The sequence below is a fragment of the Streptomyces sp. NPDC107454 genome (genome assembly GCF_055582885.1).
The window spans coordinates 35247-57686 of record NZ_JBVJPA010000035.1 but is presented as its reverse complement, the minus strand read 5'-3'; the positions used below and the strand labels follow the sequence as shown (position 1 = coordinate 57686).

At 71.4% G+C, this 22440-nt stretch carries 21 protein-coding genes; 19 read left to right on the top strand and 2 right to left on the bottom strand.

Annotated features, from left to right (window positions below):
• Nucleotides 1–2: 2 nt before the first annotated feature.
• Both ACZ69M_RS49340 and ACZ69M_RS49335 read right to left on the bottom strand, forming a co-directional pair.
• On the bottom strand, nt 3–503 hold the full coding sequence (locus ACZ69M_RS49340) for an SAM-dependent methyltransferase (protein WP_355486384.1): 501 nt from the start codon (nt 501–503) through the stop codon (nt 3–5).
• A 72-nt stretch (nt 504–575) separates the two neighbouring features.
• Nucleotides 576–1964, bottom strand: a complete 1389-nt coding sequence (locus tag ACZ69M_RS49335; RefSeq protein ID WP_470060253.1) for a tetratricopeptide repeat protein — start codon at nt 1962–1964, stop codon at nt 576–578.
• A gap of 189 nt (nt 1965–2153) precedes the next feature.
• On the opposite strand from ACZ69M_RS49335, the gene ACZ69M_RS49330 reads away from it, so the two are divergent.
• The 19 genes from ACZ69M_RS49330 to ACZ69M_RS49240 all read left to right on the top strand — a co-directional run bounded on the left by ACZ69M_RS49330 (nt 2154) and on the right by ACZ69M_RS49240 (nt 22411).
• Nucleotides 2154–2648, top strand: coding sequence for a DUF6415 family natural product biosynthesis protein (locus ACZ69M_RS49330; RefSeq protein ID WP_327137744.1), 495 nt, complete (start codon nt 2154–2156; stop codon nt 2646–2648).
• A gap of 235 nt (nt 2649–2883) precedes the next feature.
• A complete protein-coding gene (locus ACZ69M_RS49325; protein ID WP_470060252.1) occupies nt 2884–4782 on the top strand; it encodes a glycoside hydrolase family 15 protein in 1899 nt (632 codons plus the stop codon).
• A 26-nt stretch (nt 4783–4808) separates the two neighbouring features.
• Nucleotides 4809–6326, top strand: a complete 1518-nt coding sequence (locus ACZ69M_RS49320) for a sensor histidine kinase (RefSeq protein WP_470060251.1) — start codon at nt 4809–4811, stop codon at nt 6324–6326.
• A 73-nt stretch (nt 6327–6399) separates the two neighbouring features.
• Entirely contained in the window at nt 6400–6915 is a 516-nt protein-coding gene (locus ACZ69M_RS49315) for a roadblock/LC7 domain-containing protein (RefSeq protein WP_376223327.1), read from the top strand.
• Nucleotides 6912–7325, top strand: coding sequence for a DUF742 domain-containing protein (locus tag ACZ69M_RS49310; RefSeq protein WP_470060250.1), 414 nt, complete (start codon nt 6912–6914; stop codon nt 7323–7325). The genes ACZ69M_RS49315 and ACZ69M_RS49310 overlap by 4 nt, the downstream gene beginning before the upstream one ends.
• A 52-nt stretch (nt 7326–7377) precedes the next feature.
• Nucleotides 7378–7965: a GTP-binding protein gene (locus tag ACZ69M_RS49305; RefSeq protein ID WP_470060249.1), complete on the top strand. Its 588-nt coding sequence runs from the start codon at nt 7378–7380 to the stop codon at nt 7963–7965.
• The gene (locus ACZ69M_RS49300) at nt 7965–8600 is read left to right on the top strand and encodes a GAF domain-containing protein (protein WP_470060248.1); all 636 of its coding nucleotides are present in this window, start codon (nt 7965–7967) and stop codon (nt 8598–8600) included. Before ACZ69M_RS49305 ends, ACZ69M_RS49300 begins: the two co-directional genes overlap by 1 nt.
• 83 nt (nt 8601–8683) lie before the next feature.
• Nucleotides 8684–9937, top strand: coding sequence for an acyl-CoA dehydrogenase family protein (locus ACZ69M_RS49295; RefSeq protein ID WP_143609763.1), 1254 nt, complete (start codon nt 8684–8686; stop codon nt 9935–9937).
• Nucleotides 9938–10065: 128 nt separating this feature from the next.
• Nucleotides 10066–10560: a LuxR C-terminal-related transcriptional regulator gene (locus ACZ69M_RS49290; protein WP_470060247.1), complete on the top strand. Its 495-nt coding sequence runs from the start codon at nt 10066–10068 to the stop codon at nt 10558–10560.
• Nucleotides 10561–10634: 74 nt separating this feature from the next.
• Nucleotides 10635–11207 (top strand): hypothetical protein, encoded by a 573-nt coding sequence (locus tag ACZ69M_RS49285; RefSeq protein WP_470060258.1) that lies wholly within the window; start codon nt 10635–10637, stop codon nt 11205–11207.
• On the top strand, nt 11204–11779 hold the full coding sequence (locus tag ACZ69M_RS49280; protein WP_470060246.1) for a DUF6624 domain-containing protein: 576 nt from the start codon (nt 11204–11206) through the stop codon (nt 11777–11779). The genes ACZ69M_RS49285 and ACZ69M_RS49280 overlap by 4 nt, the downstream gene beginning before the upstream one ends.
• A gap of 74 nt (nt 11780–11853) precedes the next feature.
• On the top strand, nt 11854–12321 hold the full coding sequence (locus tag ACZ69M_RS49275) for a DUF6082 family protein (protein ID WP_470060245.1): 468 nt from the start codon (nt 11854–11856) through the stop codon (nt 12319–12321).
• A gap of 132 nt (nt 12322–12453) precedes the next feature.
• On the top strand, nt 12454–12642 hold the full coding sequence (locus ACZ69M_RS49270) for an FxLD family lanthipeptide (protein ID WP_057608338.1): 189 nt from the start codon (nt 12454–12456) through the stop codon (nt 12640–12642).
• 87 nt (nt 12643–12729) lie between these two features.
• Nucleotides 12730–14769, top strand: coding sequence for a lantibiotic dehydratase family protein (locus ACZ69M_RS49265; RefSeq protein WP_470060244.1), 2040 nt, complete (start codon nt 12730–12732; stop codon nt 14767–14769).
• The gene (locus ACZ69M_RS49260) at nt 14766–15836 is read left to right on the top strand and encodes a lanthionine synthetase LanC family protein (RefSeq protein WP_470060243.1); all 1071 of its coding nucleotides are present in this window, start codon (nt 14766–14768) and stop codon (nt 15834–15836) included. Before ACZ69M_RS49265 ends, ACZ69M_RS49260 begins: the two co-directional genes overlap by 4 nt.
• A gap of 39 nt (nt 15837–15875) precedes the next feature.
• Entirely contained in the window at nt 15876–17921 is a 2046-nt protein-coding gene (gene fxlM, locus ACZ69M_RS49255) for a methyltransferase, FxLD system (RefSeq protein ID WP_470060242.1), read from the top strand.
• 4 nt (nt 17922–17925) lie between these two features.
• Nucleotides 17926–19038, top strand: coding sequence for a hypothetical protein (locus ACZ69M_RS49250; protein ID WP_470060241.1), 1113 nt, complete (start codon nt 17926–17928; stop codon nt 19036–19038).
• A gap of 234 nt (nt 19039–19272) precedes the next feature.
• Nucleotides 19273–21213 carry an ATP-binding cassette domain-containing protein gene (locus ACZ69M_RS49245; RefSeq protein WP_470060240.1) on the top strand — a complete coding sequence of 647 codons (1941 nt, stop codon included), beginning with the start codon at nt 19273–19275 and terminating at the stop codon, nt 21211–21213.
• A 61-nt stretch (nt 21214–21274) separates the two neighbouring features.
• Nucleotides 21275–22411, top strand: coding sequence for an NUDIX hydrolase (locus ACZ69M_RS49240; RefSeq protein WP_470060239.1), 1137 nt, complete (start codon nt 21275–21277; stop codon nt 22409–22411).
• Nucleotides 22412–22440 lie beyond the last annotated feature (29 nt).

Below are 22440 nucleotides of genomic sequence, written 5' to 3'. Positions count from 1 at the left end.
CACTACAGGAGGCGCTCCGAGGGCCGTTCGCTTGCCTTCGCCCAGTAGTTCGGTTCAAGCATCTCGCCAGGCCATGCGGGCTGACGAATCGGGCCCCGAGGCCCCATCTGTTCGAAGTACGGCGCCAGGTCGATAACGGGCGTCCCGTTGACGGCGTCGAGATCGGTGACCAAGAGATCCCGGCCTTCGACCTTGAGCAACCGCGGGTAGCTGACCGCCAGTTGGTTGGGCCGCCGGTGGTTGCGGTGGACAAACGTACCTGTCGCCGGCCAGTTCGGGTTTCCCCGAGGACTGCGTGCATGGAGCTGGACGTCTTCGGGTCCCGCCAGGTGGAAGCGCCAGGTCACGGCCAGGTGGGAGAACTCCTCAATTCCTTGCAGCGTTTCGAGCGGGTACGCGTCGTCGAGCCTGATGATCGATTCGACCCCGCCTTGGTAGTCATCCTGAACGCGGGTGTGGCCCCCGACGACCGTTGCGATCGATTCGACCTCGTACGTCACCATCGGCGCTCGTTCCTCTCCCTGGGCGTAGCGCGTGCGGCGGCCTCCGGTCGGCGCCGCGGATCTGCTCGTCGGTCAGCCTATGGCGCGCAGCATGTCTCGCGCGCGCCGGTCCAGTTCGGCGACGTGGCGACTGCCGCGTTGCCGGACGGGCGAGAGGTCGCTCTGCATCCGGACGATGACGTCGCGGGCGCGGCCGGACTGGACGCCGGCCATGGCGTCGAGTGCTTGGTTCCAGGTGGCGCATGCCTCGTCGAGGCGGCCTTGCTGGACCTGGACGGCGCCGAGGTAGCCGAGTGTGACGCTGTGGGTGCGGGCGTATTGCTGCCGACGTCGGGTGGCGACGCTGCGCTGGAAGTGGATCTCCGCGTCGAGCGGCTTGCCCATGTCGCGCAGGGCGCAGGCGGTCTCGTGGGCGAGGGAGGCTTCCTGGAAGAAGCCCACGCGACCCGGCGCATCGTTGTTGTCGGCGCGGGCGAGATCCCGCTCTGCGCGGTTAATGGCCGCGAGAGTTCCGGCGCAGTCTCCATCTGCGGCGAGGGCTCGAGCGTGGACGATCGCAAGCAGGGCTTTCTCGCGGTGGCTGGCCTGGCCATAGCGGTCGCGGGACATGGAGGCGTCGGCCAGGGCGAGCGCCCTGCGAGGGTGCCCGAGGTCCACTGCCTGGTGTGCGAGGGCGCGCAGGATGTGGCCGCCGAGCGGTCCGTCGCCGGCTTCGGCCGCGATGCGGGCGGCAAGGGTGAGGTAGCGCTGGGCGGTGCGGTGCTCGGAGGCGTCGAAGGCCATCCAGCCTGCGAGGTAGGTCATCTCTGCCACGGCCGAGTACGTGTCGCGGCGGAACTGTTCCGTGCGGAATCTACTGCCGAGCAGGGGCACTGCTTCGTCGCGAAGGTGACCGGCCAGGGCCGAGCGCCCAGAGGCTCCGCCGCGCTGCTGGTCGCGCGCGGAGTAGAAGGTCGTCAGGTCGCGGACGTCGTCGATGTCGGCCTGGGCCACCAGCCGGGGGGAGACCGCTGGGCGCTTCGCCGCTGCGGCAGGGGCAACTGTCCACCACGAGGCGGTGGGCAAGGCGAGGCCGGCGGCCGAGTACGCGGCGGTCGCCAGCAGCTTGCGTCGGTGCATATCGAGGTCGTCGCTTCCCAGCTCGGCCAGCACGGTCAGAGGGTCGACGCTCCAGTCGGAACCGCTGTCGGTCGTGCCTGTCGGCTCTTCCTCCAGCCCGAGGTCGGCCAGGGTGAGGCGGCGGCCGAGTCTGCGGGACAGCGTCTCGCGCAGGATATGGGGCGCTCTTCCGCTCGGCCGCGTGCCCTGGACCCACATGGCGATGTGGGAGCGGGAGATGGCCTCCAGCTCGCGCGCGCCGCTCTCTGCGGCTACTCGGGCAACTGCGGCGGCTGCTTGAGGCTGGGACCAGCTTGCTTCGCGCAGGAGTGCGGCGAGGGCGACGTTTCGCGCGCGGGCCATGGGCTGCCCCTCGGTTCCGAAATGATCTTTGACGCCTTTGACGGTCTTGGTGGCCGCGCAGGCATACCCCTCGGCGGGGATTCACGGTTCGCTCAACGTAGCGGCCAGATCACTCACTTTGCACGTCAACCGTCGGCGCTGCACGGCGTTTTTCCCTCAACTTGGCTTGATTCAAACAGGAGTTGTGTCATGCGTCTCTCGCTGGTCCCTCGCCGGGAAGCCTGTCAGCGCGTCGGCCGGGGCGGGCGGGACCGCGTCGCCGTGGAGTCGGGCTTGCGGCGGAATCAAGCGGTGGCCGCAGCAGAGACGGTGGCGCTCGTGCTGGACGAGGACTCGCCGCTGCCGGAGAGTGCCGCCTGTGTGGAGGACCTCGTGCGGCGTCTGCGCGGCCACGTGAGCCAGCTCGGGGTCCTGGCATCGGCGGGAGAGCCGGCCTTGCGGCGCGCGCAGCAACTCGGCTCGGACAGCGTCCCCGAGGGCTACATGCCCAGCAGGGTGTACTTGGTCAGGCTCGCCGAAGCGACCCAGGAACTCGTTGCGACCGTGCGGTCGCACGGTGTTGGACCGGCGCAGCCGACGCGGAGACGGCGTTGGTGGCAGCCGCGGATCAACGTGCTGCGCGGCGCGGTCTTCGTGGTTGCCTTCGCCTGCTTGATTCTGGCCGCTTCGGTGCCCCGGACATGACCGTCACCGGGGCAGTTGTGATCGTGCTGATTCTCGGCTCCATGCCGTGGCTGGTTCTCCGCGGCGGTCGCGCGACCGGTCCTGATGCTCCAGCAGACAAGGACTCCACGCCAACCCAGATCGAGCCTCCCTCACTCCGGTGACCCCCGGAGTCTCTTCTCACCGACAGTTCCCGGCCGTTTCGGCGGCCCTGACGCCACCCCCGGATCCGCGGGACCTAACGGAGACCCACACGATGAAACGCCTTCCGCGTATCGAGCAGTACGGCCTGATCGGCGATATGCAGACCAGTGCCCACGTTTGCGACGACGGCTCGATCGACTGGCTGTGCCTGCCCCGCTTCGACTCGTCGGCCCCCTTCGCTGCGCTGCTCGGCACGGAGAAGCACGGAGCGTGGCGCATAGCCCCGGCCACCTCATACGAGGGGAGCGCCGGTGCGACTGCCGAGCGGCGCTACGTTGGCGAGTCCCTCGTGCTGGAGACGGTGTGGACGACGTCCTCCGGCAGTGCGAAGGTCACCGATTTCATGCCGCCGCGCGACGGGGCACCGCAGGTGATCCGGATCGTCGAGGGCCTGACCGGTGAGGTCTCCATGGTCTCGGCCATGCGTCCGCGGCCGGGGTACGGCGGCGTCAGCCCGTGGATTCACGAGGTCGGTGGGCGCATGGTCGCGGAGGCCGGCGCGGACGCTCTGTGGCTCGACACCTGCGTCCAGCAGGTGGAGAAGGACGGCGTCATCGTCAGTGCCTTCTCCGTCGCCGCCGGGCAGAGCGTGGCATTCATCCTCAGTTGGTGCCCGTCCCACGCGACGGCGCCCGACGTTCCCGACCCGGAGGCCGCGCTCAGCGAGACGCTCACCTTCTGGCGGGACTGGACACGGGAGTGCACCTACGAGGGGCCCTATCGCGAACCCGTGGTCCGTTCATCGATCGCGCTGAAGGCGATGACGTACGGGCCGAGCGGTGGGATCGTCGCGGCGCCGACCACGTCGCTGCCCGAGGAGATCGGCGGAAACCGGAACTGGGACTATCGCTTCACCTGGTTACGGGACGCCTCCACGACGCTGGCCGCGCTGCTGGGAACCGGATACCGGCAGGAGGCGCAGGCATGGCGGCGATGGCTCCTGCGAGCCGTGGCCGGCGACCCGGAGAACCTGCAGATCATGTACGGGATCACCGGGGAGCGTGACCTGCGGGAGCGGGTGTTGCCCTGGCTGCCCGGGTACGAGGGATCAGCGCCGGTGCGGGTCGGCAATGGGGCAGCGGACCAGCTGCAGCTCGACGTGTACGGCGAGGTGATCGAGACCCTGTACCTCGCGCACGAGAGCGGTGTGGCCCACTGCGCCGACACCGCCGTGCTGCACCAGCGACTCGTCGAGCACCTGGCACAGCGCTGGCAGGATCCCGACGAGGGGATCTGGGAGATTCGCGGGGCACGCCGGCACTTCGTGCACTCGAAGGTGATGGCCTGGGTGGCGATCGACCGCACCATCCGCTTGGTGGAGGCCAGCTCCCTCCACATGGACCTCGACTACTTGGTCGAACTGCGGGCGAAGATCCACCACGAGGTCTGCACCAAGGGCTTTGACCCGGTGCGCAACACCTTCACCCAGTCCTACGGCTCGCAGGAGCTGGATGCCGCCACGCTGCTGATCCCCCGCGTCGGCTTCCTGCCGCCGGACGATCCGCGCGTCGTCGGCACCGTGGACGCGGTACGTCGTGAACTCTCCACCCCGGACGGGCTCGTACGCCGGTACCCGACCATCGGCGACCACGCCGGGGTGGACGGCCTGACCGGAGACGAGGGCACATTCGTCCTCTGCTCCTTCTGGCTCGTCGACGCCTTGGCCCTGACCGGCCGACTGGACGAGGCCCACGCCCTGTTCGAACACCTCCTCGCGCTGCGCAACGACCTCGGGCTCCTGGCCGAGGAGTACGACCCCGTCCAGCAGCGCCAGCTCGGCAACTTCCCGCAGGCGTTCAGCCACATGGGCCTGATTCAGAGCGCCCGGCTCCTTCAGCTCCTGGCGACGCAGCCCTCCCACCACCGCGGCGCGGTCGCGGTTCCGACGCCCCGCTCGACCTCACGCAGCACACGCCAGACCTGCGCAGACCTGACGCCGCAGCACGCTTAGCCACCCCCACACTGACGAGGATTCCCATGCCTGACAGCGCCTTCCCGGCACGGCCGGCCGCTACCGGCCACCGCAGACGGCGGCCTCCGATCGACGCGTTCACGCTGCACCGTGTCCGCCGCGCCGTGGCACTGCCCCTGGTGCTCCTTGCCGCGCTGCTCGGTGCCGCCTTCCCCCTCTGGTCGGTGTCCGCGGTAGGCCCCGGCTGGCTCCTGGCCGGTCTGGTCTGCGGACTGGCTGGGGTCGCCACGGTGGCGGCTCGCGGAGCGCGAACGGCCGCAGGGGCCGTGCAGACAGCCGCGGAGGAGGCCCGGGCAGCGGCACTGACCGCGATCACGGGGGCAGCGGCAGCCGTCGAGAAGTCGGTGCAGTGGTCGGCGGACGAGCTGTGCCGCGGGGGACGCCCGCCGCTGCCGGACCTTCAGGCGCCACCATCGGCCAGTCCGAACGCCGAAATCAACAAGGCGTTGAGTGCAGTCCAGGCGCAGGCCATCGCGTCGCTGATACGTGTGCACGACGAGTCGCAGTCCGTCGTCCTCCTGGAAGTGCTGCGCCGTCTGGCCATGCGCGAGCACGCCCTGGTCGGCAAGGCGCTTCAGGCACTGAGCCAGCTGGAGATGCTGACCGACGACCCGGAGCTGCTGGCCAAGATCTTCGAGATCGATCACCTCGTGACGCGGATGCGTCGCCAGGTCGAGAGCACGGCGGTGCTGGGTGGGCAGTCCCTGCGCAGCGTGCGCCGGCCTGTTCCCGTCGCGACGGCGCTGCGCGGCGCGGTCTCCGAGGTCGTGCAGTATCCGCGTGTGGCCGTCGCGGCCGGGTCTGTGGGCGCCGAGCTGGGTCTTCCTGGACATGTGGGTCCGGACCTGACGCACCTGCTGGCCGAGCTGATCGAGAACGCCTGCGAGTGCTCCGATCCGGCGACGAAGGTGATGGTGCGTGCGCAGCGGGTGGCGAACGGGCTGGCGGTCGAGGTCGAGGACCGGGCCATCCCCATGCATCCGCGGACGCGCGAGCAGATGAACCGTCTGCTCAAGGCGCCTGACGAGGTCGACGTCAGCGGTCAGGTGCGAGCTGGCCAGCTCGGCTTGCTGGTCGCCGCGAAGATCGCCCAGTCGCACGGGTTGTCCGTTCTCTTGCAGGAGAACGTGACAGGAGGCACCACCGCGCTGGTCGTTATTCCGGCACGGCTCCTCGTAGCGATTCCCTCCGTCGACGATGCGAGCGCGCTGCCAGAGGAAGCCCGCCCCTCCGCGCCGCATCCGCGGCAGGTTGCCACGGCTCCAGCCATCCCGACGGCAGGCCAGGTCACACGCCCCAGCACCGCAGGGGCACCGGGAGCCGCAGAGGCAGGTCAGTCTGCTGATGCGCCCGCTCTTCCCACGCGTAGACGTCAGGTCGGCTCGTTCCATCCACCACGCGAGCGGGAGCAATCCCCCGTGACCGCGGCGACGCCAGGGCTCGCAGCCGCCTTCCGCAACGGCATCCAGGCTGGCGGGGCCGCCGGTTCTCCCACCGCTTCGACAGAGCAGCCCAGGCCCTGAGCCTCGCCCTTCCTTCCACGTTCCCGGCGGCCCGTTACATCCGCTGGCCCTTCCCCCTTCTGGAGCGATCCCTATGAGCACCCACCCCGCGATGAACAACGTGACCGGCGACGCGCCCGCATCCGAGACAACGGCAAGCGGACAGCGGGACAACATGGCCTGGCTGCTGCGGCAGTTCGCCGCCGAGGTTCCGGGCGTCACCCACGCCGTGCTGCTGTCGCGAGACGGGCTGCGGCTGCTGGACAGCGACGTCGACAAGGACTGGGCGGACGAACTGTCGGCCGCGCTCAGCGGAGTGGCCTCACTCGCGGCGAACATCACCGGCCCCAGCCACAAGAAGCGGCCGGCCAGGCAGGTCGTCATCGAGCGAGACGACTGCCTGTTCTTCGTCCAGAGCGCCGGTCGCAGCGCGGCCTTCGAAAACCACCCCGGCAACGAACGCGGTGTGGTGGACACGGTCCTCGCCGTCATCGCCACCACGGACGCCGACGCGGGCACCGTCGGGTACGAGACGGGGCGCCTCGTGCAGAGGTTCGCCCCCTACATGCAGATCCCCGTCCGCGTCGGCACGGGTGCTGAGGTCCGGTGACCACACACGGCCGCGCGGCCGAGGAATCGACGTTCGTGCGGACCTACACCCTGACGCGCGGGCGTACCATGCCGCGGCACCTGCTCGGCCTGGAAACCGTGCTGGACGCCGGGCCGGGGCGCCCCGGCCCGGGCCAGGCCGAGGAATGCGACGACATCCTCACCCTGTGCCGAGAGCGCCGACGTTCAGTGACCGAGCTGGCGGGCCGACTCGGCCGCCCTGTCACTGCCGTCAAGATCCTCGTCTCGGACCTCCTAGACGCCGACGCCCTGGTCGTCCCCGTCACCTCCCCCTATGCCGCAGCCGACGCGGACGCGGATGCAGGTCCCTCCCCACAACTGCTGGCGGCCCTCTCAGCGGGCCTGAAAAGGAAGTGGCCCGATGCCATCACCTACCCCCAGGCCGGATGACCCGGCCGTGGTGCTGCGGACTCCGGCGCGCCTGGATGCCGGTGCACCTACCGTGCTGAAGATCGTGATCGCCGGGGGCTTCGGCGCGGGCAAGACCACCGCCGTGGGCGCGGTCAGCGAGATCACGCCGCTGAGCACGGAGGAGTACCTGACCGAAGCGAGCGCGGACGTGGACAGCCTGGAAGGCGTCGAGGCCAAGCAGACCACCACGGTCGCCTTCGACTTCGGTCGCCTCAGCCTGCCCGACGCGCCCGTACCCCTGGAACTGTTCCTGTTCGGCACGCCCGGCCAGGACCGGTTCGTCGACCTCTGGTACGACCTCTCCCGCGGAGCCGTCGGCGCGGTCGTCCTGGTCGATACCCGCCGCCTGGAAAGCAGCTTCACCCCCGTCAGCTTCTTCGAAGACATCGGCCTGCCCTTCGTCGTCGCCGTGAACCAGTTCGACGGAGCACACCGCTACCACCCCGAACAGGTCCGTACCGCCCTCGAACTACCCGCCTCTGTACCGGTAGTCACCTGCGACGCCCGCGACCCGAACCACGTCGCCGGCGTCTTGCTGACCCTCGTCGGCCACGCCGTGAGAAACGCAGCGGCAGGCCCCGTCCGCCCCACACCCACTACCACCCTCCAGGACGCCTGATGACATACCAGCCCACCAACCCCTACCTCGGACCGCAGACCCCGCCCACGCAGGCACTACCGCGCCGCAACATGCGGGACCTCGCCCCTGGGCCGTCCGTCCCTGCCGCCGCCGTCACCGGTCCGCAGGCCCAGCGGACGACCGAACTCGCGCGGCGGTACGAGCTGATCGAGCGCCTGGGCATGCCTACCGCTGCCAGCAACGACTTCGACGAGATGGCCCGCGACATGGCCACGCAGGCCGGGTTCCTGTACGGGTTCGTCAATCTGTTCCTGGAGGAGCAGACCTTCGTCGGACTGCACCAGCCGCCCGCGGACAGCGGGTACGTCATCGTCGGCCGAACCATGAGCCGCGACCACGGCTGGTGCCCGGAGGTCATGGCCCGCAAGAAGGCCCTCCCGCTGCACGACGTGCACGCCAGCCCGCGCTTCAGCGGCAACCACGTGGTCGACGCGGTCGGGATCCATTCCTACTTCGGCGCCCCGCTCATCCACGACAGCGGCACCGTGCTGGGCACGGTGTGCGTCATCGACCCCGAGAAGAGGCCCCTGAGCGAGGCGCGACGCCTCAGAGACATCGTCATCAACGCCGGCACCCAGGTGATGGACCACATCGCCCGCGCCCCCGTCCGCTAGGCCGTTCCACACCCCCCACCCGGGAGCCGTAGGCGATCCCCGGCCGCTCCACGTCGCGACCTTCACCCAGGGAGAGGGAGACCATGTCCGCCACACCCACCACACCGCCACCGGCGCTGCGCCCCTACCTCACCGCCCGCCACGAACTGCTGTGGGACGAGGCCGACGCCTTCGCGGCCGAGCACGTCGCGCCGCGCGCCGCGCGTATGGAGGCCGCTCCGGGCAGGGTAGAGCGCAAGGTCGCCGACCTGATGGCCGCACGGGGCTGGTTCGCCGTCACCGTCCCGTCCGCCTTCGGCGGGCTGAGTGCCGGACACGTGGCCAAGACCATCCTGGTCCACCGCATCGCCTGCGTCTCGGCAGCTGCCGCGGCCATCCTGCAGGCCACCTTGATCCCCGTCGGCGCCCTGTTGCACTTCGCCACCTACGAACAGAAGGGACGCTGGCTGCCCCGCGTCGCGGACGGTTCCCTGCTGTTGTCGATCGCCGTGACCGAACCGCAGGCCGGCGGACACATCGGCGGCATCGAAACCACCGCCGAACGCGCCGGCAGCGAGTGGGTGATCACCGGCAGCAAGATCCATATCGGCAACAGCCACCTCGCGGGAGCCCACCTCGTCGTAGCCCGAACCGCCGAGGCAGGCGTGAGCGCCTCCCAGGCACTGACCGCGTTCATGGTCGAAGCCAACCGCCCCGGGCTCGCCGTCTCCGACCACCGCCCGGGCCTCGGTCTGCACGGCTTCTCCGCCGGCCGCCTCGATCTCGACCACGTCCGCGTCCCCGAAGACCACGTGGTCGGAGAGATCGGCCGAGGGCTGAGCGTGGCCCAGAGCAGCAGCATCCTGTACGGCCGTCCCAATCTGGCCGCCGTCAGCCTCGGCATTCACGAAGCGATCGTGGCCACCACCGCTGCTCGTCTCAAGACCCGTCCCCGCTACCGGGGCACCCTGTCCGACCTGCCCGTACTGCGGGACCGCATCGGCGGCATGGAGGCCCGCCTGCGCGCCGGCCGGATACTCGCCTACCAGTCCGTGCATCTCCTCGACCAGGGCCTGCCCTGCGACGCCGACCTGATCAACGCCAAGTACCTCGGCCACCAGTGGGCCGTGCAGTCCGCCCAGGACGCCATGGAACTGCACGGCGCCCACGCCCTCGACCGCGACTACGTCCTCCAACGCCTGTGGCGCGACATCCAGCACACCTACCCGCCCGCCGGAACCGGCGAGGTCCAGCGCATACGCCTGGCCGACGCCGCCTTCGATGAGGACCACATCCAGTGGTCCGAGCGCCTCGCCGCCGAAGCTGCCTGGGCACGCCCCGGCCCGACCGCCGCATGAGCCCCCGTGCGCGGCACCCCGTGAAACCAGACCGCCGCGCACGGGCCCGTGCCGCCGGGCCCCGTCCCCCGCGGGGACCGGTGGCACCCATCCCGGTGACCGTCCATTCCAGCCGAGAAAGAGACATCGTGACCCCGCCCGTGACGACCAGCGCACCGATCACCCCCCTGACACCGACCCTGCAGCGCGTCGCCCAACACCTCGCGAACGGCCTTACACCCCAAGAGATCGCCACGGAGACAGGACTGTCGGCGGTCACCGTCCGCCAGTACATCCGCGACATCCGCGAGAGCCTCCACTGCCCGCCCCGCTGCAAGCCCCCGGTGATCGTGCACCGACTGTTCACCGCCCAGCGGGTGGCCCCTCCCACGACCGACAGGCCGACGCCGGAGCTCAGCTCGAAGCAGCTGCTGCTGCTTCGAGCCGTCGCTGAGCACAGCGATACCCGCGACATCGCCGTCGCCGCCAAGATCGCCCCGGCCGACCTGCGCGCCGCGCTCGACCAGCTCCTCGCCGACACGGGCGCACAGGACACCACCGAACTGGTGGTCCTGGCGCACAGCTGGCAGCTACTGCCGGCCGAGCAAGCCGCCCACGCGACGCGAAGCGGGGCAACCCAGTGACCCGCCCCACGACCCCCACGGCCAGCGAGGACCGCTCCGCCCCCGTCCCGTTCACGCAGGCGCCGCCGGCCGCCATCTACGAGATGCGCATGCTGAGCACCGCGGCCGAGCGCGAGGAAGCCGCCGCCCTCGTCCAGGACCGCCAGCGCTGGCTCACCCTGCACGGCCTGCCCGTACCAGCCCGAGCCGACATCCCCGCGCAGTTCCGCGAGGCGCAGACCATGCCCGCCGAGCTGTTCGAGTACGGGAGGCTGCTGGCCTGCGTGATCCCCGAGCACGACCCCGACCTCGGATGGGGCCAGGGTCCGTGCCTCTTCCTCCAAAGCGTCCACACCCTGCCCGGCCAGTCCGACGACATCACCCGCCTGATCACCCTGTGGGCGTCCGACTTCGCCGCCCGAGTCGACCTCCATGTCGTACGGGCCGAGACCCTGGCCCGCCACGCCCTCGAAGCCGAACCCCTCGCTGCCCTTCTGCGTCGGCTCACGGACACTGGCTGGGACGTGTGCGGATCCGGCCCCGGACGCGACGGCGATCGAGTCGCCCGCCTCGAACTCCCCGCCGAGCACCGCCCCGGGCTCCGCGCGCTGATCAGCTGCCAGGTCCACACGCCTCAGCCGGCCCCGGATGATCGGAGCAACGCGTGACAACCGACGAACCGCAGCGGCCCGACCTCGCCCGCGAGCTGATCGCCCGCGCCACGGAATCGGCCGCGCATTGGGCCAAGCGCGTGCGCGACCAGCTCGACGCCGTCCAACTCGGACAGGGCCGGCACACCGACCACGCCAACACCAAGGTGCTGCGCCGCATCCTGGCCGACCACGACTGGCCCGGGCACCGCCTCGTCGGCCCCGACGCGGCCCGTGCCGCGTGGAGCATCGCCCTGCACAGCGACGACGAACCCGACTTCCAGCGCGCCGCCACCACCCTGCTGGGACGTGCGGTCCAGGCCGGCGACGCGCTGGTCCAGCACTGGGCGCACCTTCACGACCGCGCGCTCATCACCAGCGGGCGCGACCAGGAGTACGGCACCCAGCTCCTGCTGCGCGCCGACGGCATCGAACTGTGCCCGCTGCGCGCGCCGGAGTCAGTCGACGCACGCAGGGCCACCGTGGGTCTGCCGCCGATCGCTGTCGCTCTGAAGGCGGTGCGCCGCCGGTACACCACGCATGGCTCTGCCGATGAAGCCCCGACCGTCGTCCTCGCGGGGGCCGCGTGAAGCAGCGGAACCCCAGGTTCTCCACCAGTCGGCCTCTCGGCCGCAACTCCGCTCCGCGAAAGGGTCGTTGACAGATGAAGCTCACCACCGCCGTCCTCGCTGCCGGTACTGCCGTCTCCCTCACCACCGCCGTGGTCGGAGCCGTCCGGCTCAGGCAGGACGCGCGGCACCAGGCCGAGCGCAACGAGGCGGTCGTCGCCCGCAACCAGCTCGACTGGCTGGCGCAGATGTCCACCAACGCCGACCTCGCCAAGCTCTGGGCGCCCGAGGACATGGACGTCGAGGAGTACATGCAGCTGCTCCATGCCAACCAGCAGATCTGCACCCTCAGCCTGCGCGACCGCCTGGGCTTCGTCCGCGACGGACAACTGCCCTTCTACGCCTCGATGCTCATGAACAGCGACGTCTGCCGACGCTACTGGGCCCGTTTCGGAGACCTCCGCGCCCAGGAGGCCGAGGGCGACGAACGCGCCGAGCACTTCACCAAGGTCCTGAACCAGGCCGCGAAGGCCCACCAGGAAGCGCAGCCCGTAGCAGCCTGACGGCACGGGTCCCATCGACTCCCAGACGTCCTGGACCAGGCGACGCCTTCGCCCGCCAGCGTCTGGCACCAAGCTCCGGGCCCCGACCGGGTCCCGGGATCCCGCACCACCCATCGCCACAAGGAGGCAAGCATGACCGCCGTGCAGACGGAGAGGCCGACCGCCCCCGTGCAGTCGGACCTGGCAACCACCGACGAGACCGACCCGTTCGGGCTCGACATCACCTTCATCGAGGGCACGCCGGCGACCGAGACGGTCCTGATGTGCAGCACGGGCGACACCTGCGGCAGCTCCTGCCCCAGTGCCTGCACCACCTCGTAAGCCGGGCCACCCCGGCAACGCGGGCCGGACGGGGCTCTCCCCGTCCGGCCCGCCCCGCCCGCCACGCAGAAGATGAGGAGAGCCCTGATGACACGGCACCGGCCCAGCCTGTACGAGGCCGCGGGGCAGGCCATGCTGCGCGCCGCGGTGTACACGACCGAGCCCGCCATGCCGCCCTGGCCGGTGGCCATAGTGCCCGTGGACGAGTGGCGCGCGTGGCTGAGCACGGTGTGGTCCGACACCGGCTTCCGCCGGACCGTGTCGCAGGCGAGCCCTCACCTGGCGGACCAGGTGCAGGCCATCATCGACGGCCGCACACCGAAGGTGCGCCGGATGCGCCGGGCGGCGCTGGCCACCGCCCGCTACGCGATCCGCTACGCCCGCCGCTCCACCCCCTACGGCCTGTTCGCCGGCGTCGCCCCGCTCGGCTTCGCCCAGGTCACGTCCGTCCGCATCGGCGACGAGCACCAGGCCGTGGCCCGCCCCGAGCCGGTCGGACTCGAGGAGATGCTCAGCACCTGGGAGAGCGACCCTGCGCGCATGGCCGACGCCGAGGTCTGCGTCAACACCCTGATCTGTCAGCGCGGCCAGCACATCCACGTGCCCTCCGAGGGCGACGCCGAGTTCCGCCTCGCCCTCAGCCCCGCGCTGCGTCTCGTACTCGACGTGGCCCGATCGCCGATCGGGTACCGCCAGTTGTCCGACAAGCTGGCCGCGGAGTTCCCCGCCGTGAGCGGCACCGCGCGCGACCGGCTGCTCGGTGATCTGCTGCGGGTGCGGCTGCTGCGCTCCTCGCTGCGCGCGCCCGCCACCGTCGCCGACCCCACCGACGTCTTACCGCCCGCGGCGCGCGCTCAGGCAGCCGGCCTGCGGACCGCGTGCGACCTGCGGTTGGACTCCGACGTGCGGCTGCCCGAGCAGGTGCTGACCGAAGTGGAGACCGCCGCGACCGTCCTGGCCCGCCTGGTCACCCATCCGACCGGGACACCGACCTGGCGGCGGTGGATCGAGCAGTTCTCCGAGCGCTACGGCGAGAACACCGCGGTGCCGGTGGAAGCGGTGACGGACCCTGACCGGGGCGTGGGCTTCCCTGCAGGCTTCGTCACGGCGAGCGAACCGCCCCGGCAGATGTCCCGGCGTGACCGCCTGCTGCTGGAGCTGGCCGGCACCGCCGCCGCCGAAGGCAGCCGCACCGTCGCGGTGACCGGGGCGATGATCGAGCACCTGGAAGCAGCGACCGGCGACAAGCCCCACGGCCTGGCGCCTCACTTCGAACTGGCCGCGCAGGTCCACGCCACCTCTGTTCCGGCCCTGGACCGGGGCGACTTCCGGCTGCGCGTGCTCACTGTCTCCCGCTCGGCCGGCTCGATGACCGGTCGGTTCTGGCACCTGTTCCCCGGCGCCGAGGAGGCGTACGCGAACCTGCCCACCGTCGATCCGGAGGCGGAACTCGCGCAGCTCTCCTTCCACGCCGGACGCGTGCCGGCCGACCTGCTCACCCGCGCGCCCCAGGCCCTGCCCCGGATCGTCAGCGTCGGCGAATTCCGCCGCCCCGAACCGCACGTCCTCTTCCCCCGCGACCTGTCGGTCACCGTCGCCGATGGCCGCCCCCAGCTGGTGGAGTCCGCGACGGGCAAGCAGCTGGAGCTGCTGGCCCCCACCGCCATCAACTTCCTGTGGAACAACTACACCCCGCCGATGGCCCGCTTCCTCGGCGAGATCAGCCGGGCCACCACACCGCAGGTGACCTGGTTCGACTGGGGCGCCGCCTGGACCCTGCCCTTCACCCCGGCCCTCACCTACCGGCGCACCATCCTCACCGCCGCCCGGTGGAAGATCCGCGGCCGCACGCTGCCCGCGCGCACCGCCCCACTCCAGCAGTGGGCGGACCAACTCCACGCCTGGCGTGCCCGGTTCCGGGTGCCGGAGCGGGTCCTGCTCGCCGAGGACGACCAGCAGCTGCCCCTCGACCTCACCCGCGACGTCGACCTGGACCTCCTGCGCGCGCACCTGGACGCCAGCCCCTTCAGCATCGCCACCCTGCACGACGCGCCCCCGCCGGACGCCGACGGGTGGATCGGCGGCCGGGCCCACAGCATCGTCGTCCCCCTGGCCAGGCGCTCATGACCACGACGACCGTGCCCCGTACGCAGGACCTGTCCGAGGGCGCCCTGGGGATGGCCCTGCTCGACATCGAGCGCCGGGACCTGTCCACCGCCCGCCGCCACCTCGCCCAGGCCACCATCCGAGGGGTGAGCACCGGAAGCAACGCCAGCCTCTTCCACGGCGCACCCGCCCTGGAGCTCGTCCTGGCCCGCGCCCACGGGGCCGGCGACGACGTCCGCGCGGCCGTCGACCGCGTCGTGGACGCCCGGCTCGCCGCCGCCCGCCGCCGTCAGGCGGCCGGCGCGCTGCCCCACCTCGCCGAATGGGACCTCATCCGCGGCCTGACCGGACTCGCCGCCCTGCTGCTGTCCCGCCGCCCGATCGCGCCCCGGCTGCCCTACGTGCTCGCCTGCCTCGTCGCGCTCGCCCACCCCGCCCGTGGTGAAGGCCGGATGCTGCCCGGGTGGTGGTCGGCGGTCGGCCCGGACGGGAAGGAGATGGCCGGCGGGCACAGCAACAACGGCATGGCCCACGGCATCGCGGGGCCCCTGGCCGTGCTCTCCCTCGCCCTGCGCGCCGGAGTCAGCGTCCCCGGCCAGGAGGAAGCCGTCGGCACGTTCGCGACCTGGCTCGACCGGCACGGCGCCCACTACTGGTCCACTGCAGCACACCTGGACGCCGACCAGCCACCCGAGGCGGAACCGGCCCGCCAGTCCTGGTGCTACGGCCAGCCCGGCATCGCCCGCGCCCAGCAGCTCGCCGCGCTCGCCCTCGGCGACCCCGCACAGCGCCGAGCGGCCGAGGACACCGTCGAGACCATCCTGACCGACCCGCTGCGGCTCGCCCGCATCACCGACTCGACTCTCTGCCACGGCTGGGCCGGGCTGCTGACCCTCACCCGCGCGGTCGCCGCCGACAGCCCCGCACCCGCACGCTTCACCCCGATCATCCAGGACCTGCACCGACGGCTGGCCGCCGACTGGGAGCACCTGCCCAAACCCGGGTTCATGGAAGGCCGCGCCGGAGCCCAACTCGCCCTGAACGCCACCGACACCACCGGCTGGACCCGCGTCCTCCTGCTCGCCTGACCTTCTTCTCCCCGCCACCTCGCAAGGAGTTTTCTGCCCATGACCTTCGACGACGAGAACCTGCCGATCCCTCCGGACATGTCCTGGTGGCACGCCTCCGTGGCCTTCCCCGACCCGCACACGGACGCCGCCCGGGCCCTGGCGACCGCGCTGGCCGGGCGCCGCTTCCACTTCCTGCGCAAGGACGCCGGCGTGCGCCTGCGCACCGAACAGCCCGCCACCGGCCTGCTGGACCAGCTCGTCGCCGACCGCGTGATCACCGGCTGGACGGGCGGGATCTACCAGCCGGAGACCCATGCCTTCGGCGGCCCCGAGGGCATGGAGGTCGCGCACGACGTGTTCTGCGCCGACAGCCCGGCCGCGCTCGCCGAGACTGGCACCCCCGGCGCCCGCGAGCGCAGCGTGATGCTGCTGTCCGCCATGATCCGCGAGGCCGGGCTGGACCCGTTCGAAGCCGGAGACGTGTACGCCCGGTGGGCCGCCCTGCGGCCCACCGTCACCCCGCCCCGGGGGACCGCGCTGGAGCAAGCCGTCTCCGCGATGCGGCGGCTGATGAACGCGGACGCCGCCCGGCGCCCCGACGCGGAGGCGGGCTGGGGCGAGCGCGTCGCCGCGTTCGAGGACGCCGGCCGCCGCCTGCGCCGGCTCGTCGCCGACGGCCGACTGATACGCGGAATCCGGAGCGTCATCGCCCATCACGCGATCTTCGCGTTCAACCGCGCGGGCGTGCCTGCCGACGCGCAGGCCGCCACCGCGTGGCTCGGCCGTCACGTCGCCTTCTCCACCGGAGAAGGAGCTGACGTGTCTACCCGCAAGTCCGCATCCGCGGACCCTAGCCTCCCTCGGATGGAGACCACCGTGACACCCGTAACCGACCCCAACCAGCTGCGCGAAGCCCTCGCCCAGCGGCTCGTCGACAGCGGCCACCTGCGCAGCCAGGCGGCCATCGACGCCTTCCGCACCACCGACCGGCACGCCTTCCTGCCCGGCGTCGACCTGGAGAGCGCGTACAAGGAGGACGCGGTCCCGATCAAGCACGACGAGCACGGGGAGATGATCTCCTGCATCTCCGCGCCGTCCATCGTTGCCACCCAGCTCGAACAGCTCGGCGCCCAGCCCGGCCACAAGGTCCTGGAAGCCGGCGCCGCAACCGGCTACAACGCCGCCCTCCTCGGCAAGATCGTCTCCCCCGGCGGGCAGGTGTGGACTCTCGACGTCGACCAGGACCTCGTCGCCGGCGCGAGCCAGCACCTCGCCGGGGCGGGCGTCGACAACGCCACCGCGGTGATGGCCGACGGCGCGGCCGGGCTGCCCGAGCACGCCCCCTACGACCGGATCATTTTCACCGTCGGCGCCGGCGACGTCCCCGGGAAGATCCTCGACCAGCTCGCCCCCGGCGGACGCATGGTCCTGCCGATGCGCATCCGCGGCAGCATCTCCCGGAGCTTCGCCTTCGAACGCGACGGCGACACGTGGAAGACCGTCTCCTGCGAGATGGCCACCTTCATCCCGCTGCGCAAGGGCGTCTGCGACGACCTGTACACCCTCGTGCCGATGGCCGGCGAGGGCAACGTGCGCCTGGAGACGTTCAGCGAGCAGGACGTCGACCGCGACGCGCTGCGTACCGTCCTCGACCAGCAGCAGACCAAGCTCTACACCGGGGTGAAGTTCCGGCAGGGCTCGGCGTGGGAGTGGCTGTACCTGTACCTGGCCTGCGTGCTGCCCAACGGCCTGTCCCGGCTGCCGGGCCAGCGCCCCGAGTTCACTCCGCACTTCGGCTGGGGGTCCATGGCCGCCCTCGACGACGGGTCGCTCGCGTACCTGACCATCCGCGAGGGCGAGGACGAGAAGGGCCGGTACTGGGAGGTCGGCGTGATCGGCCACGGCGAGGGCGGCGCCGACCTCGCCGAGCGCGTCGTGAGCGAGATCCGCGCATGGGACTCGACCGGCGGCAACGACGCCCCCGAACCGGGCTTCCGGATGGCCGTCGCGGACTCGCGTGACCGGCTGACGGCGGACGACCCGCGCTTCGTCGTCGACAAGCCCTACAGCCGTCTCGTCGTCGACTGGGCGCGCAAGGGCTGAGCCGATGATTCCCGCGATAGCCAGCCGCATCCCCCTGGTCCGCCGCACCAAGTCGCCCGCGCTCCCCTTGGAGGAGCGCATCAACCATCTCACCGGGCTGACCGTCGCGCCCGCAGGTGCGGGCCACCATGACCTGGTGGCCCGCACCTGCGGGGTCCTCAACTACGCCGCGCTCATCGCCTCCGACGTCGGCCTGCCCGACCTGGCCGAGGATCTGTGCTGGCGACAGCACCAGGTCTTCGCCAACGCCGGACGCCTCAGCGGACGGGTCGCCGTCATGTCGCTGATGCCGCTCGTCAACCTCTCTCGGTTGCAGACTCGCGCCGGCCACGGCGAACTCGCCTACGGCTTGTTGTACTGCCTCAACGACGCTGCCCGGCACCGGAACAAGACTGACATCGACGGCCGCACCGTCGACCTGTCTGCTCTGACCGGCACGGACGAGGACCACCGCACGGTGTGCCAGGAGCTGTACGTCACCCTGCTCGTGGACGGCGCCCGCGCCCTCGCCCAGATCGGGCGGTGGACCGAGGCCGCCGACGCCATGGCCCAGCACCGCGGCATCGGCAACCGGCTCCTCGACGGCCGCCAGATCAAGATCATGGCCCTGATGGAGCAGGGCCTGGACCAGCAGGCCCGCGACCTGATCGACACCACCCGGCCCGCCGAGCCTTGGGAGAAAGCCATCGCCCTCCTCCTGCACGCCCACTGCCGACCCGCAGACGCCCCCGTCCCTGAACCCGACCTCGACCCCACCCTTGATGCAGCCGTCCAACTCCTTGCCCACCCCGATCCGCCGACCGCCGCCTTCCAGACCCGGACGGGCCTGTCAGCCCTGGAACTGGACCGCACCGGACGCCATGCCGCCCGCGTACTCGACTCCCTCGTCAGCGTCGCCCGACTCGACGCCTACGCCGCACGAGACGCGCTGCACCACCCCGTCGCCGCGTCCGCCCTGGACTACCGGGCGACAGAGGCGCTCAACGCGGTGATCGCCACGGCCGGACTGGGATCCGGCGTCCTGTCCGCCCACCACCAGGAGGCTCTGACGGGCGCGGTCGGTCACGCCGAGACAGAACTGGAAAGGCTGCTGCAGGCCGAACCAGATCCCAGCTAAGAGGGGACGACTCGGGATGCCCCGCCGTACTGCCCACGCTGTTTGGCGGTGTCGGCGTTTCGGCCATTTCCTGCCCGCAGCCGCTCCAAGCCAGACCAGGGATCCCGCGCCCGCGGGGTTCCCTGACGCAGGAAATAGCGGGCTCCCCAGCACGACCGAATGACGTGTGTTCGATATCGCAGCCGTGTCGTTAGACCTCACGACTCTGCCGCAGCGACCGTCCTAGGGGGAACGATGACCTCGGCCATTACACAGGACCAGCCGCCACAACCGCCCAAGGGGACCGCGCCGGACAACGAACCGCAGGAGGCCGGTGTTCGAGAAGAGGAATACCTCTACCGCGACGAGTCACGGCTCCAGGCCGGCTCCCTGCTGACCTCCCGCACCATGGCGCGGCGCCTTCCCTCACTCGTGCGGCGCTCGGTGCAGATGGCCTGGCGCGTGGACCGCGGCGCGACCATCGGCCTGCTGGTGTGCCAGATCGGGACCGGCGTCCTCGCGGCCCTCGGCCTCCTGGCCGTCACGGGCACGATCACCGCGCTGATCTCCTCGGGCGATATCACCGAGCGGCTGTGGGACGCCGCCCCGCAGCTGGCCGTGGTCGCCGCCGCCGCCGGCCTGCGCGCCCTGCTGGGCATCATCGTCGTCTGGCTGACCGGCCGTCTGCGCCCGGTGCTCGGCCGGGCAGCGGAGCTGACGATGATCGAGGCCGCGCTCGGCGCGGAATTGGCCGCCAACAACAAGCCCGGCTACAACGACGCCTACGACATCGCCGACCGCGGCGCCCAGGTCACCCCCGACCTCGTGGAAGAGGCACAGGATGTGCTCGCGGCGACCGCGACGCTCACGGCCGGCGCAGCCGTTCTGACCGTCCTGCACCCGCTGCTCCTTCCCCTTCTCTTCCTCGCGTGCCTGCCGCAGGCCGCCGCCTACGTCCGTTCCGCCCGCGTGCTCTACCTCGCCGGGTTGGAGACCTCCGGGCGGCGCCGGATGCTGGGCAAGTTGCGCTGGCACATGGCCTATCAGGAGTCCAGTGAGGAGATGCGCGCCTGCCTGGCCGGCCCCTTCCTGATCGGCCGGTACCGGCGGCTGGCCGCCTCGGTCAACGCGGCCGAACGAAAAGCCGTGAACACCGGTGCCTGGATGGGACTGGCCGGAGCCGTGGCCGGCGGGATCGCCTCGACCGCGGTGTGGGCGGCGCTGCTGTGGCTCCTGGCCTCCGGGCGGATGAGCCTGGCGGCCGGCGGCGGCGCCGTCTTCGCTCTCCAGACCGCCACCGGCTCGGTGCGCGGCATCATCAACGGCGGGGCCCGCCTGGTGCGCACCGGCTGGTACGTGCAGGACTGGCAGAACTTCCTCGACAACGCCCACGGCCAGGCCATGACCGACTCCCGCGGCACCGCGCCCGTGGCCGTGCCCCCGGAGCGTTTCGAGGTCCGCGACGTCACCTACCGCTACGACGGCGCCCCGAAGGACAGCTTGAGCAACGTCTCCCTGCACGTGCGGCGCGGGGAGATCGTGGCGCTGGTCGGGGAGAACGGCTCCGGCAAGACAACCCTCTCGCGCCTGCTGTGCGGGCTGCTGCTGCCCACCGAGGGCGACGTGGCCTGGGACCACGCCTCCACCGCGGACCTGGACCCGTGGGGGTCGTGGGAGCACGTCGCGCTGGTGCCGCAGAAGTTCACGTACCTGCCGCTGACGATGCGTGACAACATCACGTTCGGGCAGGGCGACACCAGTGACGCGGCTCTGCTCGCCGCATGCGAGGCGTCCGGCACCGCGGAGATGCTGCCGGGCCTCCGCTCCGGCCTGAATACCCTCCTGACCAGTGAGTGGTTCGGCGGACAGCAGCTCTCCGGCGGGCAGTGGCAGCGCCTGGTCCTCACTCGCGCGTTCCACCGGCAGGCGGCGCTGCTGGTGATGGATGAACCCACGGCCGCCCTCGACGCCCGCGCAGAGCACCGGATCTTCGCCGGCCTGCGCGAACTGGCCAAGGACCGCGCCATCCTGCTGATCACGCACCGTCTGACCAATGTGGCTGTCGCCGACCGGATCGTGGTCCTGGATGAAGGGCGGATCGTCCAGGAGGGCACCTACGCCCAACTCACCCAGGAGCCCGGTCTGTTCCGGACCCTGTGGGAGCTGCAGCGCCGGATGAGCGGCGTTGCCTCCTGATCACCGCTCGCCGGTCCGCGCTGCGCACTCGCCCGTCCACCGTCGCGAAAGGCAGAGATACGTGACCTCTCCCGTCTCCCCTTCGGATCACGTCACACCGCGTACGGCTCTGCCCGCAGCGCAGTACGCCGCATCCCGGCATGCGGCGTGGCTCGGCGCCGCCGCGATCATCACCGACGAGGTCGGCCGGGTCCTGCTGGTGCACCCCACCTACCGCATGGACGACTCGTGGCTGCTGCCCGGAGGCGTCGTCGAACCCGGCGAACACCCGCACATCACCTGCCGGCGCGAGATCACCGAGGAACTGGGCCTGGATCTGCCCCTGTCGGCCGTGCTCGCCGTCCACTCCTTCTCCCCGCACCACCCCGACCTCCAACCAGGCACGCCCTGCCCCGGCGAGGTCCGGTTCGTCTTCGACGGGGGGATCCTCACCCCCGACCAGGTGGAGGCGATCCGCCTGCCGCACGAGGAGCTGTCCGAGTACGCCTTCCTGGAGAGCCGGGACGCGGTGCAGCGGCTGCGCCCCGTGGACGGGCAGATCATGCTCGCCGCCTACCGTGCCCGGCTCGGGAGCACCGCCACCGCTCACCTCGCCGACGGCCGGCACATCCTCGACGTCCCGGCGCTGGACCGCCACGACGTGCACGTCCGCTACCGGCCCTTGTGGGACAGCCCTCTCCACCGCGGCCCCGTCCCCGGGCAGCTGCCCGTGCAGCAAGCCTGGGCGTGGTGCTTCGTCCCCGACGGCCGGGTCGTCCTCGTGGCCGACCCCGGCCCGCGGGGCGCGCTGCCCATGCTGCCCGGCGGCACCGTGGAGAGCACCGACGCGACGCCCGAGGACACCCTGCACCGCGAAGCCGCCGAGGAAGCTCAGCTCACCCTGGCCGATCCGGTACGACTGGGCTGGGTGCTGGACGAGACCGGCGAGGTCTACGGCGGCGTGGGGCCCAACGCCCGGCTGCGCCTGGCCGCCCGGGTCACCGCCATCGGGCCGGCGGCCGTCGACCCCGCCACCGGCCACCCCTTCGCCCGCCTGCTCACCACCCCCACCCAGGCAGCCGCCCTGCTGGGCTGGGGCCCGCCCGGCACGCGGCAAGCCCAGCTCGCAGGGGAAACAGCACGGGATCGGTGGGGCCTGCCCACGGCCCGCGCCGCCTCCATCGAGGAGATCCCGGCGGAGGGGATGCGGCTGAGCTGACCCGAACAACCGCCCCGCCTCGACTCGTC

Bases quoted from the DNA above. Each gene is read 5' to 3' on its own strand.
- ACZ69M_RS49340 (WP_355486384.1), bottom strand. From the start codon at position 503: ATGGTGACGTACGAGGTCGAATCGATCGCAACGGTCGTCGGGGGCCAC.
- ACZ69M_RS49335 (WP_470060253.1), bottom strand. From the start codon at position 1,964: ATGGCCCGCGCGCGAAACGTCGCCCTCGCCGCACTCCTGCGCGAAGCA.
- ACZ69M_RS49300 (WP_470060248.1), top strand. From the start codon at position 7,965: ATGACATACCAGCCCACCAACCCCTACCTCGGACCGCAGACCCCGCCC.
- ACZ69M_RS49295 (WP_143609763.1), top strand. From the start codon at position 8,684: ATGTCCGCCACACCCACCACACCGCCACCGGCGCTGCGCCCCTACCTC.
- ACZ69M_RS49260 (WP_470060243.1), top strand. From the start codon at position 14,766: ATGACCACGACGACCGTGCCCCGTACGCAGGACCTGTCCGAGGGCGCC.
- ACZ69M_RS49245 (WP_470060240.1), top strand. From the start codon at position 19,273: ATGACCTCGGCCATTACACAGGACCAGCCGCCACAACCGCCCAAGGGG.
- ACZ69M_RS49270 (WP_057608338.1), top strand. From the start codon at position 12,454: ATGACCGCCGTGCAGACGGAGAGGCCGACCGCCCCCGTGCAGTCGGAC.
- ACZ69M_RS49265 (WP_470060244.1), top strand. From the start codon at position 12,730: ATGACACGGCACCGGCCCAGCCTGTACGAGGCCGCGGGGCAGGCCATG.
- ACZ69M_RS49275 (WP_470060245.1), top strand. From the start codon at position 11,854: ATGAAGCTCACCACCGCCGTCCTCGCTGCCGGTACTGCCGTCTCCCTC.
- fxlM (WP_470060242.1), top strand. From the start codon at position 15,876: ATGACCTTCGACGACGAGAACCTGCCGATCCCTCCGGACATGTCCTGG.
- ACZ69M_RS49250 (WP_470060241.1), top strand. From the start codon at position 17,926: ATGATTCCCGCGATAGCCAGCCGCATCCCCCTGGTCCGCCGCACCAAG.
- ACZ69M_RS49315 (WP_376223327.1), top strand. From the start codon at position 6,400: ATGAGCACCCACCCCGCGATGAACAACGTGACCGGCGACGCGCCCGCA.
- ACZ69M_RS49320 (WP_470060251.1), top strand. From the start codon at position 4,809: ATGCCTGACAGCGCCTTCCCGGCACGGCCGGCCGCTACCGGCCACCGC.
- ACZ69M_RS49325 (WP_470060252.1), top strand. From the start codon at position 2,884: ATGAAACGCCTTCCGCGTATCGAGCAGTACGGCCTGATCGGCGATATG.
- ACZ69M_RS49330 (WP_327137744.1), top strand. From the start codon at position 2,154: ATGCGTCTCTCGCTGGTCCCTCGCCGGGAAGCCTGTCAGCGCGTCGGC.